The sequence below is a fragment of the Pelagibacterium sp. 26DY04 genome, from assembly GCF_031202305.1.
In the GTDB taxonomy this organism is placed as follows: Bacteria; Pseudomonadota; Alphaproteobacteria; order Rhizobiales; family Devosiaceae; genus Pelagibacterium.
Genome location: NZ_CP101731.1, coordinates 2,758,580 through 2,772,019, shown reverse-complemented (window position 1 = coordinate 2,772,019; position 13,440 = coordinate 2,758,580). Strand labels below are relative to the sequence as shown.

Annotated in this window: 12 protein-coding genes; 4 read left to right on the top strand and 8 right to left on the bottom strand. The window is 63.5% G+C overall.

The features are described 5' to 3' along the window. Window positions 1-44: 44 nt before the first annotated feature. From trxB to NO932_RS13710, 3 genes are all read right to left on the bottom strand, one after another. Window positions 45-995, bottom strand: a complete 951-nt coding sequence (trxB, locus tag NO932_RS13720; RefSeq protein ID WP_309207859.1) for a thioredoxin-disulfide reductase — start codon at window positions 993-995, stop codon at window positions 45-47. 375 nt (window positions 996-1,370) lie between these two features. Then, window positions 1,371-1,844: a transcription elongation factor GreA gene (gene greA / locus NO932_RS13715; protein WP_309160426.1), complete on the bottom strand. Its 474-nt coding sequence runs from the start codon at window positions 1,842-1,844 to the stop codon at window positions 1,371-1,373. A gap of 362 nt (window positions 1,845-2,206) precedes the next feature. Continuing rightward, window positions 2,207-2,419 carry a cold-shock protein gene (locus NO932_RS13710; protein ID WP_309160427.1) on the bottom strand — a complete coding sequence of 71 codons (213 nt, stop codon included), beginning with the start codon at window positions 2,417-2,419 and terminating at the stop codon, window positions 2,207-2,209. Between the two features lie 409 nt (window positions 2,420-2,828). On the opposite strand from NO932_RS13710, the gene ltaE reads away from it, so the two are divergent. Both ltaE and NO932_RS13700 read left to right on the top strand, forming a co-directional pair. After that, window positions 2,829-3,851, top strand: a complete 1,023-nt coding sequence (gene ltaE, locus NO932_RS13705; protein ID WP_309207858.1) for a low-specificity L-threonine aldolase — start codon at window positions 2,829-2,831, stop codon at window positions 3,849-3,851. An 85-nt stretch (window positions 3,852-3,936) separates the two neighbouring features. Continuing rightward, the gene (locus tag NO932_RS13700) at window positions 3,937-4,932 is read left to right on the top strand and encodes a methyltransferase domain-containing protein (RefSeq protein ID WP_309207857.1); all 996 of its coding nucleotides are present in this window, start codon (window positions 3,937-3,939) and stop codon (window positions 4,930-4,932) included. On the opposite strand, the gene NO932_RS13695 is transcribed toward NO932_RS13700, so the two are convergent. From NO932_RS13695 to NO932_RS13675, 5 genes are all read right to left on the bottom strand, one after another. Continuing rightward, the gene (locus NO932_RS13695) at window positions 4,929-5,726 is read right to left on the bottom strand and encodes a phytanoyl-CoA dioxygenase family protein (protein WP_309207856.1); all 798 of its coding nucleotides are present in this window, start codon (window positions 5,724-5,726) and stop codon (window positions 4,929-4,931) included. The genes NO932_RS13700 and NO932_RS13695 overlap by 4 nt on opposite strands. Window positions 5,727-5,927: 201 nt before the next feature. Further along, the gene (catB, locus tag NO932_RS13690) at window positions 5,928-6,554 is read right to left on the bottom strand and encodes a type B chloramphenicol O-acetyltransferase (protein ID WP_309207855.1); all 627 of its coding nucleotides are present in this window, start codon (window positions 6,552-6,554) and stop codon (window positions 5,928-5,930) included. Window positions 6,555-7,041: 487 nt separating this feature from the next. Then, the gene (gene carB / locus NO932_RS13685; RefSeq protein WP_309207853.1) at window positions 7,042-10,353 is read right to left on the bottom strand and encodes a carbamoyl-phosphate synthase large subunit; all 3,312 of its coding nucleotides are present in this window, start codon (window positions 10,351-10,353) and stop codon (window positions 7,042-7,044) included. A gap of 148 nt (window positions 10,354-10,501) precedes the next feature. Further along, a complete protein-coding gene (locus NO932_RS13680) occupies window positions 10,502-10,960 on the bottom strand; it encodes a GNAT family N-acetyltransferase (protein ID WP_309207852.1) in 459 nt (152 codons plus the stop codon). A 47-nt stretch (window positions 10,961-11,007) separates the two neighbouring features. Beyond that, a complete protein-coding gene (locus tag NO932_RS13675) occupies window positions 11,008-12,603 on the bottom strand; it encodes an acyl-CoA dehydrogenase family protein (protein WP_309207851.1) in 1,596 nt (531 codons plus the stop codon). Between the two features lie 118 nt (window positions 12,604-12,721). Between NO932_RS13675 and NO932_RS13670 the strand changes: the two genes are divergently transcribed. After that, window positions 12,722-12,937, top strand: a complete 216-nt coding sequence (locus tag NO932_RS13670) for a hypothetical protein (RefSeq protein WP_309207850.1) — start codon at window positions 12,722-12,724, stop codon at window positions 12,935-12,937. Continuing rightward, window positions 12,937-13,437 carry a cupin domain-containing protein gene (locus NO932_RS13665; protein WP_309207848.1) on the top strand — a complete coding sequence of 167 codons (501 nt, stop codon included), beginning with the start codon at window positions 12,937-12,939 and terminating at the stop codon, window positions 13,435-13,437. Before NO932_RS13670 ends, NO932_RS13665 begins: the two co-directional genes overlap by 1 nt. Window positions 13,438-13,440: the final 3 nt, after the last annotated feature.

The window sequence follows — 13,440 nt, the reverse complement described above, 5'->3', positions numbered from 1 at the left end:
AGGATTTCCGCGGACGGCTATAAGTCAAAAATCCTCGTCGCCTGTTATTCGGCGGCTTCGGCCATTTCGTGGGCGGCGAGGTAACGCTCGGCTTCGAGCGCGGCCATGCAGCCCATGCCGGCGGCGGTGACCGCCTGGCGGTAGATGTCGTCGGTGACATCGCCTGCCGCAAACACGCCCGGCACCGAAGTGGCCGTGCTGTCGGGAGCGGTGACGATATAGCCGCCATTCTTCATTTCGAGCTTACCGTTGAAGACTTCGGTGGCAGGAGCATGACCGATGGCGACGAAAATGCCGTCGACCTCGAGTTCGTGCTTTTCGTCGGTCACAACGTCGCGCAGAACGGCGCCGCGCACCGAGGGGGGCATGTTGTCGCCCTTGACCTCGTCGAGCACGGTATTCCAGCGCACCTCGATCTTGGGGTGCTTGAACAGGCGCTGCTGCATGACCTTTTCGGCGGTGAACTGGTCGCGGCGGTGAACGACGATCACCTTGGAGGCGAAATTGGTGAGGAACAGGGCTTCCTCGACGGCGGTGTTGCCGCCGCCGACGACGAGGACCGTCTTGTCGCGGTAGAAAAAGCCGTCGCAGGTGGCGCAGGCGGAGACGCCGAAGCCCTTGAACTTTTCTTCCGTGGCAAGGCCGAGCCAGCGGGCCTGGGCGCCGGTGGCGATGATGACGCTATCGGCGGTGTAGGTCTTGCCGCTGTCGCCGGTGAGCCGGAACGGGCGGATGGAAAAATCGACATCGACGATCAGGTCGTTCTCGATCGTGGTGCCCATATTCACCGCCTGGGCGCGCATCTGCTCCATGAGCCAGGGGCCCTGAATGGGATCGGCGAAGCCGGGATAGTTTTCGACATCGGTGGTGATGGTGAGCTGCCCGCCCGGCTGCATGCCGGTGATCATGAGCGGCTCAAGCATGGCGCGGGCGGCGTAGACGGCGGCGGTGTAGCCGGCGGGCCCCGAGCCGATGATGATGGTCTTTGCGTGCATGAAGGTCGTGCCGATCAAATTTATCTCGGCACCAAATATGGCACGGCCCGACCCGGTTACAAGCGCAGACGCCATTTGCCGGGGGAAAACCAGCCATGCTGCGGCGAAATTGCACCAAAGGGGAGGGCCTGAGGGAATTCGAGACGAAATCGCCCCTGGCAAGGCCCCCTCACCGGCCTGCCGGCCACCCTCTCCCCCAAGGGAGAGGGTTAAGGATGCGGCACTCCTGGAGTAGCTCCCAGCAGGGCTTAGGGCCGTGCAGGATTTGAATGAATCAAATCCTGGGCTCCAACCCTTTGTTTTGTCGCGTGTCCGAACCGCACAACGGTTTCCATCCCCGATCAAGCGAGGGGAGATGCTTTTGCTGGACACGCTCTAGATGAAGGCGACCTTGAGAATTTCGTAGCCGCGGGCGCCGCCGGGAGCGGCGACTTCGATCGAATCACCGACCGACTTGCCGATCAGGGCGCGGGCGATGGGCGAGGAAACCGAGATACGGCCGGCCGAAGCGTCGGCTTCGGGATCGCCCACGATCTGGTAGGTCTTTTCTTCCTCGGTGTCTTCGTCGATCAGCGTGACGGTCGCGCCGAACTTGACGGTCGAGCCGGAAAGCTTGGAGACGTCGATGACGTCGGCCATGGCCAGCATGGATTCGATCTCCATGATGCGGCCTTCGTTGAGGCTCTGCTGCTCCTTGGCGGCGTGATATTCGGCGTTTTCCGAAAGGTCGCCATGGGCGCGCGCCTCGGAAATCGCGTCGATGATCGCGCGGCGATCCTCGCCGGTGCGGCGCTGAAGTTCTGCTATCAATGCGGCGTGTCCCGCCACGGTCATCGGGATCTTGTCCATTTCTGCCAATCCCTCCTATGTAAAACGCTACGTCAGTATGCAGTCGGCCTTCCGAGCGAAGTGGGGGCACTTTCCTGGAAGTCCTTCAAGCGCAAATCGAAAACCTCGCTGAGCACACGTCAGCGGAATCGATCCACGCTTTCGGGGAAACTTGCTTGCCTGAGGTTGCCCGCCCCTGACCGGCTGGTCAAGTTCAATCGGCGGGGCGCCCTCCGGCTCGCCTGTCTGCACCCTGGGACATATGGGGCGCGTCGAGGCGGCTGCAAGTGCCCAAATGAAGAGGGCGCAAACCGATAATTCGGTCTACGCCCCTTTATCCGTCCCGACCAATGAGCCGGGCTTAAGCTCTTGGCGGGTGCCCGTCAGTCGCTGGCGGCAAGATTGCCGGCAGCCGATTTACCGGTGCGCTTGTCCTTGACGATCTCGTAGGAAATCTTCTGGCCTTCATCGAGCTGGGTCATGCCGGAATTCTGAACGGCGGAGATGTGGACGAAAACGTCCGCCCCACCCTCGTCGGGCTGGATGAAGCCGTAACCCTTCTGAGTGTTGAACCATTTGACAGTGCCGGTTGCCATGGCGTGTCCCTTTCACGTCGTGCTGTCTCAAATGGGAAAAGTCGCCTTCCCCCCTGGTATATCGAAGTCTTGGTTCAGGACGTCAGCAGGCGCGAAAAACGCACGGCTAGATCGGTCGGCCGCAATTTCGATCCCGTTTTTTTAAAAGAAACAGTGGAAATATTCAAGACGGTGCGAGTTTTGCGGCGTTCAAAAAAATTCCGGCGGCCGTAACACTGTAGTAGAGGGCGCGGCATGGCGCCTGATGGTCTAACATGTCAGTATTGCAGACCTTTGAGGCGCCGATCGGCTGCCGTTCTACAGTATTACGTCCATTTGGGTGGACAAATGGAACTGTCCGTCCGCCCGTTGGCGGGGACGGGGCAAAGCGGTATGGATCGGCGGCGTTTTCCAATTGAGCGGGGGCACGATGGCTACCATTGTTCATGATTTCCGGTCCGATACGGTAACCCGGCCTGATGCGGCCATGCGCGCGGCGATGGCCGAAGCGCCGGTGGGCGACGATGTTTATGGCGAGGATGAAACCGTCGCAGCGCTGGAAGCCAGGGTCGCGGACATGACCGGCAAGGCGGCGGGGATGTTCGTGCCCTCGGGGACGCAATCGAACCTTCTTGCGCTGATGAGCCATTGCGAGCGCGGCGAGGAATATATCGCCGGGCAGGAGGCCCATGCCTATAAGTTCGAGGCTGGCGGGGCGGCGGTGCTCGGCTCGATCCAGCCACAGCCGATCGAAAACGCTCCGGACGGATCGCTGCCGCTCGACAAGATCGCCGCGGCGATCAAGCCCGACGATATCCATTTCGCGCGGACACGCCTGCTGGCGCTGGAAAACACCATCGGCGGCAAGGTGCTGCCGCAGACCTATGTGGAGGAAGCTACGGCGTTGGCCCGACAGGCAGGGCTGGCGACGCATCTCGACGGCGCGCGGATTTTCAATGCGGCAGTGGCCTCCAATCGCAGCGCCAAGGAATTGGCCGCCGCGTTCGACACTGTTTCGGTGTGCCTTTCCAAGGGGCTTGGAGCGCCGGTGGGATCGGTGCTGGTGGGGAGCCCGGAGTTCATCGCCAAGGCGCGGCGACTGCGCAAGATGGTGGGCGGCGGCATGCGGCAGGCGGGGATCATCGCGGCGGCGGGACTTTATGCGCTCGAGAACAACGTCGAACGGCTGGCCGAGGACCATGCCCGCGCGCGGCGGCTGGCCGAAGGGCTGGCGCGCCATGATGGGCTCGATGTGGAACTGCCCCAGACCAATATCTTCTTCTTGCGGACCGATCCGGCCATCGGCGAGCGGTTTGCCGACCATATGGCCGCTGCAGGGATCGCCGTTTCGGGGCGTTATGGCCAGCAGCGCTGGGTGACGCACAAGGATATCGGCGACGAGGCGATCGACGCAGCACTCGATGCGGCCGCGAGATTTTTTGCGGCGGCCTGACGAGGGCTCTTGATTTTTGTCGGCGCGAGGCGCATTTCCCCGCGCGCCGGCAATCCTGCCGGCGTCCTCGGATGCTTCTCCTATCGTGACCACATCCTTCCTGTCTTCGGGCGATCTCATCGTGGACCGCCGGGCGCAGTATGCGCAGATGCTGGCCGAGGCCGGCGATTTCGCCGCCGCTGCGGACCTGATGGATCAGGCGCTGGCCAATGCGCCCGACTGGGCGGCGGGATGGATGATGGCGGGCGGGTTTCACCTCAAGGCCGAAGCGCTGGGGAGCGCCATCGCGGCCTGGCAGCGGGCGGCTGGACTCGATCCGGCCGGCACGCTGGGGGCGCAGATGCATCTGGCGGCGCATGGGATCGCGGAGGTGGAGCCCGAAGCTCAGGCCGCCTATGTGGAGGCGCTGTTCGATCAGTATGCCGACCATTTCGAAGAAGCCCTGCTGCAAAAGCTCGACTATGTGGTGCCCGGCAGGCTGGCTGGCCTGGTCGAGGGGGCGATGGCTCGGGCGGGGATAGAGGGGTTTGCGCGTGGCATCGACCTGGGATGTGGGACCGGGTTGATGGGGGAAAGGTTGCGCCAGCGCGTATCGCACCTCACCGGCGTTGACCTTTCGGCGGCCATGGTGAGCGAGACGGCGCGCAAGGGGCTTTATGACGCCCTCGAGCAGGGGGAGCTTCTGGCGTTTCTGCAGCATGAGGGGCGGATGGCGGATCTGGTGACGGCCGCCGACGTTTTCATGTACTGCCCGGCGCTGCCGCCGATCTTTGCCGCCGTGCATGGGGTGTTGCGCGATGGCGGGATGTTCGCATTTTCGGTGGAGAGCCATGCGGGCGAGGAGGAGCAGATGCTGCAGGCCTCGCTGCGCTATGCCCACAATGGCGATGCCATCAAACGGGCACTGGCCGATGCCGGGTTCGAGATCGTCGAGGACGCCGAGGCGGTGATCCGGCAGGATGGCGGCCAGCCGGTGATGGGGCGATTGTTCGTGGCGCGGAAGCCGGAGGCCGTGACCTCGAAAGCCGCCGAGATGGGCGAAGCGGAAGCCGTGGAGGCTCCCGCTTCGGTTCTGCATTAGAAATTCAAGTTACACGCCCTGCGAATGGCGATCTGCACTGGCGAAGGCGGTAGTGCGGGGTCGAAATCATGCGCCGGCATCAAGGGCGGCTGGGCCATGAACTTGACGCGGCTGCCCCTGTTGGGCTGTGCGGCGTGGACGAGGAAGGGGTGGCAGAGATAGACCGTGCCGGCGGGGCCGGTCGCCAGCGCCTCCTCGCACCGGGCGGTGCCGGCGAAATCGCCGGCCATCATCTGGCGCATGGTGGCGCCGTCTTCTCCATAAGGGAGAAGAAAGCGCGCCATATCCATATGCGAGCCCACGCGGATGCGGGTGGGGGCGTCGTCTTCGTCCACATCGGAGAACAGGAACAGCATCAGAAGGGCACGGCCCCTCGACTTGATGTTGGCGCGGATGGAGAAGAAATCGCTGGGATCGTCGGTGGGCAGCATGTAGCTGGCATCGATATGCCAGCCATCATCGCCCGGCGCTTCCGCCGAGGGGAAGCGGATGGGGAAAGTGCCCAGGCCTTGCGGGGCGAGCCAGCGGCCTTCACCGACGATCTGGTCGTAAGCTTTGTGCAGACGTTCGGTGTTTGCCGCTTGCCGGAAGGGCGCATCGGCATAGCCGCCGAGACGGATCACCGGCTTGGTCCAGGTGGACGGATCGTCCGGATCGCAGCCGGTGTCGCGCCAGAGGATGGCGCGGCCTTGCTCGGCGAGGTTGCGGGGGAAGGCGTCGTCGATGCGGACGAAGCCATCAGTGATGAAGGATTCGATCTGCGCTTGGGTGAGCGCGTTTGCTGTTGCGGGCATTGAAAAGTCCATGAGTTCGCGGAGCCGCAGTGCAGGCGGCGGGAGGGCGTGAGCCCTGCTTCTTGCTTCCGGGGAGGCGCCGGATCAGGCGCGCAGGAAGACGGCGAACTTGGTGGACGTCATGAACATGGGGCGAAGTATAGCTTGCGGCGTGCGAGCGTCAACTGGAACCCGCGCGCCGGAGCGCGCGGGGTATTTGCGTCAGCGGCGGCTTTGCCAGAAGGCATGGAGCGCGTCGATGTCGCCGGTGGTCATCAGCGGCATCGCCTCTGCCAGCAGCGCGTCGGGCCAATCCCACCAGGCCATTTCGAGCAGCAGGGCGATGTGATCGTCGCTGAACCGCTTGCGGATCGGCTTGGCAGGGTTGCCGCCGACGATGGTGTAGGGTTCGACATCGCGGGTAACGAGCGCACGGGTGCCGATCACCGCGCCATGACCGACGGTGATGCCGGGCATGACGATGGCTTCAGACCCTATCCAAACGTCGGAGCCGATCACCGTGTCGCCGGCGGGGAGATAGCCATTGGCAGCGCCGGCGAAGGCTTGGACTTCGGGCATGAAGTGGAACGGGAAAGTCGAGACCCATTCGTTCCGGTGGCCCTGATTGCCCGCCATGATGAAGGCGGCGCCCGAGCCGATAGAGCAGAAGCTGCCGACGATCAGCTTGTCGGCATCTGGATCGGGTAGAAGGAAGCGAGCGCAATCGTCGAAACTGTGGCCGTGATAGTAACCGGAATAGTAGGAGTAGCGGCCCACCGACATGTTGGGGTGGGTGACCTGCTCGGAGAGCAGCTTGCCCTTGAAGGGGCTTTCGAAAAAGTTGGTCATGATGAACCTGAAATCGGAACTGCCAAACGGGCGGGTAGCGCAAAACGTGGCGGCGCCCCGCCCGGCGAATGCGCTCTCTGGCTGACGGCGTTCAGGCCGAGCGGAGCGCGATGGAGGTGGTTCGGTCTGCCGATTTCATGGTGGCGCGTTTGTGCCGGTGGCGGTGAGGGAAGTCAATGCCGGTTGCCAAGCGGGGCTGCATAGAATTTTATGATTCTCGGACGGCGGAAGCAGCAGCGCCTGGCCAGCGGGCGTAACCGGGAGAGATCGGCTCTCCCGGCTGTGGCGACAGCCTCGCCGTCTAACGGAGGTGATGATTATGTGGTTTTTCCCACTGACCATCACGCTAGACATGAAAAAGACCCGGACGAGCTGGCGAGTTCGGATCCGGGTCCTAATCATAATCTAGTCTACGGAGGCCGGGTGAAAGCCCGGTCTCTACTCCGTTAAAATAGCCACAAAGGCTATTTGTTTCAAGTTTTTCGGCTCAGGCCGCGAAATACTCCTGCAGTGCTTTGACCGTGAGATTGCCGCCGCGATAGGCGAGGATGCCCTCAGCTGCGGCGATGGCGCCGGGGATGGTGGTGTAGTAGGGCACCTTGCTCATCAGCGCGGCGCGGCGGATGTCGCGGCTGTCGGAGACGGCCTTGGCGCCGTCGGTGGTGTTGATCACGAGCTGGACGTCGCCGTTCTTGATCGAGTCCACGATATGCGGACGGCCTTCGAGCACCTTGTTGATCTTGGTGCATTCAATGCCCTGATCGGCGAGGAAGCGCTGGGTGCCGCCGGTGGCGATGATCTTGAAGCCGGCAGCGGCGAGATCACGGATCGAAGCGGCAATGGCGGCCTTGTCGTCATCGCGGACCGAGACGAACACGGTTCCTTCACGCGGGACCTTGGTGCCGCCGCCGAGCTGGGATTTGGCGAAGGCGAGGGCGTAGTCGGTGTCCAGCCCGATCACTTCGCCGGTCGACTTCATTTCCGGGCCCAGCACGGTATCGACACCGGGGAAGCGGGCGAAGGGGAACACGGCTTCCTTGATGCCGATGTGCTTGATCTCGCGTTCCTGGAGGTCGAAGGCTCCGAGTTTTTCGCCGGCCATGATGCGGGCAGCGATCTTGGCGATGGGGTAGCCGATGACCTTGGCGACGAAGGGGACGGTGCGCGAGGCGCGGGGGTTCACTTCGAGGACATAGAGGGTGTTGTCCTTCAAGGCGAACTGCACGTTCATCAGGCCGCCCACGTTCAGGGCCTTGGCGAGACCGGTGGCCTGGCGCTTGAGCTCTTCGATGATGTCGGCGGAAAGTGAGTGGGGCGGGAGCGAGCAGGCGCTGTCGCCCGAGTGGATGCCCGCTTCCTCGATGTGCTCCATGATGCCGGCGACAAAGACGTCGGTGCCGTCTGAGAGGCAATCGACGTCGATTTCCGTCGCGCCCTGGAGATAGGAGTCGAACAGCAGCGGGTTGTTGGCGAGGACAGAATTGATCTGACCGGTCTTGTCGTTGGGATAGCGCTGGCGGATCTCGGGCGGGACCAGTTCGGTGAGGGTCGACTGCACGTAGCGCTCGAAATCCTCGGCCGAATAGCAGATGACCATGGCGCGGCCGCCCAGAACGTTGGACGGGCGGATGACCAGCGGATAGCCCAACCCGTCGGCCACGATACGGGCCTGCTCCAGCGAATAGGCGATGCCGTTTTTCGGCTGGGTCAGATCGAGCTTGTTCAAAAGCTTCATGAACTGGTCGCGGTCTTCGGCCAGGTCGATCTTGTCGGGCTGGGTGCCAAGGATCGGCACGCCGGCGCGTTCGACAGCGGCGGCGAGCTTCAGAGGCGTCTGACCGCCGAACTGGACGATGACGCCGTGGAGCGTGCCGTTCTGCTGCTCGGTGGTCAGGATTTCGATGACGTCTTCCTCGGTCAGCGGCTCGAAATAGAGGCGGTCGGAGGTGTCGTAATCGGTCGAGACGGTTTCGGGATTGCAGTTGACCATGATGGTCTCATAGCCCGCATCGGCCAGGGCGAAGGCGGCATGGCAGCAGCAATAGTCGAACTCGATGCCCTGGCCGATACGGTTGGGGCCGCCACCGAGGATCACGACCTTCTTGCGGTCGGAGGGATTGGCCTCATCGGCGACCGCTCCGGCGAAGGGGGCTTCATAGGTGGAATACATATAGGCGGTGGGCGAGGCGAACTCGGCGGCGCTGGTGTCGATGCGCTTATAGGCCGGGCGGACGCCGAGCTTGTGGCGGTGATTGAGCACGTCCTTGGCGGTCTTGCCGGAAAGCTCGGCAAGGCGGGCGTCGGAGAAACCCATGGCCTTCAAAGCACGCATCTGGCCCGCGGTTTCCGGCAGGCCGTATTCGCGAACCTTGGCTTCAGTGTCGACGATCGACTGGAGCTGTTCGAGGAACCAGGGATCGATGCGGCAGGCCTCGTGGATCATCTGGTGGTCGTAGCCGAGCCGCATGGCTTCGGCGACCCAGAGAAGGCGATCGGGGGTGGGGGTGCCGAGGGCAGCTTTGACGGCGTTCTTGTCGTCACCTTCGCCCAGTCCGGGAATGCCGATCTCGTTCAATCCAGTGAGCCCGGTTTCGAGCGAGCGCAGGGCCTTTTGCAGCGATTCGGGGAAGGTGCGGCCGATGGCCATGGCCTCGCCGACCGACTTCATCGAGGTGGTGAGGCGGTTATCGGCACCGGGGAATTTCTCGAAGGCGAAGCGGGGGATCTTGGTGACGACATAGTCGATGGTGGGCTCGAACGAGGCCGGGGTGGCGCCGCCGGTGATGTCGTTTTCGAGCTCGTCGAGGGTGTAGCCGACGGCGAGGCGCGCGGCGACCTTGGCGATCGGGAAGCCGGTGGCCTTGGAGGCCAATGCCGAGGAGCGCGAGACGCGCGGGTTCATTTCGATGACGATCATGCGGCCATCGGCGGGGTTGATCGCGAACTGGACGTTCGAGCCGCCGGTTTCGACCCCGATTTCGCGCAGGACGGCCACCGAGGCGTCGCGCATGATCTGGTATTCCTTGTCGGTGAGCGTCAGAGCCGGGGCGACGGTGATCGAATCGCCGGTATGGACGCCCATGGGATCGATGTTTTCGATCGAGCAGACGATGATGCAATTGTCCTTCTTATCGCGGACAACCTCCATCTCGTATTCTTTCCAGCCGAGGACGGATTCCTCGATCAGCACCTCGTTGGTGGGCGAGGCGTCGATGCCGGATTCGCAAATGGCGAGGTATTCCTCGCGATTGTAGGCGATGCCGCCGCCGGTGCCGCCCAGGGTGAAGGAGGGGCGGATGATGGCGGGCAGGCCGATATCCTCAAGAGCTTGGAGGGCCTCGATGGTGTTGTGAGCGAGGCGCGATTTCGGGGTGGCGAGCCCGATCTTGGTCATGGCATCGCGGAACAGCTCGCGGTCCTCGGCCTTGTCGATGGCTTCGGCGTTGGCGCCGATCATTTCGACGCCGAACTTTTCAAGCACGCCCATCTTGTTGAGCGAGAGCGCGCAGTTCAGCGCGGTCTGGCCGCCCATGGTGGGGAGCAGCGCGTCGGGGCGCTCCTTTTCGATGATCTTGGCGACCACCTCGGGAGTGATGGGCTCCATATAGGTAGCGTCGGCGACATCGGGGTCGGTCATGATCGTCGCCGGGTTGGAGTTCACCAGGATGATGCGATAGCCCTCTTCGCGCAGAGCCTTGCAGGCCTGTGTCCCCGAATAGTCGAATTCGCAGGCCTGGCCGATAATGATCGGTCCAGCCCCGATGATGAGGATGGATTTGATGTCTGTGCGTTTGGGCATAGGGCTTCTCGTGCGGCAAGCGCGCGGCAGCAGAACTGACGCGCTTCGGACGGGCTAGACGGTGGCTAGGCGGTCTCCTTAGAGCAAGCTTGGGGGGATTTCCAGCGTCACGGGCGAATTCTTTTGTCGCGGGTCCCGCGAGCGGTCTTCAGAGATAGAGCTTGAACCCTTCATGGCTTTTGGAAAAGCCGAGGCGTTCGTAGAAGCGGTGGGCATCGGTGCGCTTCTTGTTGGAGGTGAGTTGGACCATGGTGCAGCCACGGGCGCGAGCGGTTTCGGCGGCCCAACCCATCATCTTTTCACCGATGCGCTTGTTGCGGTGGGCGGGCGAGACGTGGACGGCTTCCACCGTGCAACGCCAGGCGCCCTGGCGGGCGATGCCAGGGGTGAAGGTCAACTGGAAGGTGCCGACCGGTTCCTCGTCTTGCGTTGCCACCATAAGCATCTGGTTGGGATCAGCGTCAATGGCGGCCAGGGCGGCGAGATAGGCCGGCCCTTGCGGCTTGGACAGATCCTCGGTGGGACCGGCCATGCCATCGGCTTCGATGAGGCCGACGATGAAGGGAAGATCGTTTGCGGTGGCGTTGCGGATGGCGATTTCGGACATGGGCACCTCTTTGGGGACTTCATGTCTCATGATTCGGTGCGGGGTCGTCAGCCATCAGCGAGCGCGATGATGGCGCGCGTGTCGGCGCCTGGCGGCAGGGTGCCTAGGGTGTGGCCCCAATCGCCTCCGAGCCGGGTCGTGGCAAAGAGTTCGCCGGCGGCGGGGGCGCTGCGCAGAAGGAGGCTCGTCTGCAGCAGCAGGGCCATGCGCTCGGTGAACCGGCGAGCCTGGGCTTCGTCAATGGGGCGGGTGAGCGTCTCTTCCAGATCATCGAGCGATTTATCGAACGCCGGGTGGGTGCCGCGGGCGGCGGACAGCTCGGTCATGAGGGCGTCGAGGGCTTCGGGCGAGCGTGAAATGGTGCGCTGCACGTCGAGGGCTATGATGTTGCCCGAGCCTTCCCAAATGGCGTTGAGCGGGGCCTCGCGGTAGAGCCACGGCATGGGGGTATCTTCGATGTAGCCCATGCCGCCCAGTGCTTCCATGGCTTCGACGGTGACGAATGGGCAGCGCTTGTTGTTCCAGTATTTGGTGAGAGCGACCGCGAGGCGGGCGAAGCCTTGATCGGCAGCGTCAAAGGCTTGGGCGACGCGGAAGGCGAGGGTAAGGGCGCCCAGCCATTCAAGCGTAAGATCGGCGAGAAGATTTGCCATGAGCGGCTGGTGGATCAGCGGCTTGCCGAAGGCGGAGCGGTGGCGAGTCCAGTCGAGGGCTTCAAGGAGAGCGCGGCGCATGAGGCCGGCAGGGGCGATCGCGGTATCGAGGCGGGTGTGGTGGACCATTTCGAGAATGGTGCGGATGCCCTGGCCGGGCTCGCCCAGCAGTTCGGCATGGGCGCCGTGATATTCGATCTCGGCCGAGGCATTGGAGCGGTTGCCGAGCTTGTTCTTCAAACGCATCAGGTGGATGGCGTTGAGGTTGCCATCGGGGAGGCGGCGGGGGACCAGGAAGCAGGTCAAACCCTGGGGGAGTTGCGCGAGGGTGAGGAACGCGTCGGACATTGGGGCCGAGCAGAACCATTTGTGGCCGGTGAGGCGATAAGCACCATCGGCGGGCTCTGCGAGCGTGCGATTGGCGCGCACGTCCGAGCCGCCCTGCTTTTCGGTCATCGCCATGCCGATTGTGGCGGCGTGCTTTCGGGCGACAGGAGCGTCGTCAGGGTCGTAATCGGCGGTGGCGGCGAGGCGGGCGAGATCGGCGGCGAGGCCATTGTGCCGGCGCAGGATGGGGATGGCCGCATAGGTCATGGTCATGGGGCAGCAGACGCCCGGTTCGACCTGGCTCATGAGATAGACCATGGCGGCATGGGCAGTATGTCCGGCAGGTGCGCCGGACCAGGGCAGGGCGGCGTATCCCGCTTTAAGACCGGTCCGCAAGAGACGGTGATAGGCATCAGCGAACAGGACCGTGTCGATGCGCCGGCCGCCGGTGTCGAACCGCTCGAGAACAGGCGGCTGTCCGGTGGCGAGGCGGTGTCCATCGACGACTAGATCGGGCTGCCCGAGACGTTCGGCGAAGGCGCGGGATGGCTCCTGGGCCTGTTGGGGCAGCGCCGCGCGCAGGGCCGGGTCGCCCTGCCATAAGGACAGGGTGGTGCGTAGGGCCGGCTGATTGACGACGGCAAAAGGATCCGCTTGCTGCATGGCGCCTCTCCCGGCCCGATTGGACCGCCCATCATGGCTGGCGTCAATCGGGAAAGAGGAACCTTTCGTTCCGGCAGCCCGTTTTTCCGCCCATAACGGTAAAGCAAAGGAGACGAAGATGATTGAACGGGATCGCGAAACCGTTGTCGTGACCGACAATGGCGGCGGCGGTGGAGGCGGCGGCGGGTTCATCGCGGCAATCATCGTCGCCCTGATCGTCATCGTGGGCATCATCTGGTTCGTCAACGCCAACACAGGCGGCGAGGGCGGGTCCGTATCGGTGGACGTGCCGGCCGTGGATGTGCCCGAGGTCGACGTGGACGTGTCGCAATAATGCACGACGATGTCGAAAGCATCTTGTTGGAGCGAAACGGGCAGTTCCCAAACAGCGAACTGCCCGTGATCGTCTATCGCGGCGTCGGCGAGGGTTCGGCAACCGCCGATGCGGTGCAGGCAATGTTCGCGCGCAACGATTGGCCGCCGCAGTGGGTGGATACGATCTTCGATTACCACCATTATCATTCGACAGCTCATGAAGCGCTGGGTGTCGTTTCCGGTTCGGCCCGGCTTGCGCTGGGCGGGCCCGGGGCGCGGCAGGTGGATGTGCGGCCCGGCGATGTCGTGATCATCCCGGCCGGCGTGGCGCACAAGCTCGAAAGCTCGAGCGACGATTTTGCGGTGGTGGGAGCCTATCCACCGGGGCAGGATTGGGACATTCTCAAGGGCAAGGACGGCGATTTGGAGCGGGCGACCGCGAACATCGCGCGCTTGCCGCTGCCGGAAACCGATCCCGTCGGTGGCAAGGCCTTACTGGAACTCTGGCGCGAGGGCTGAGAC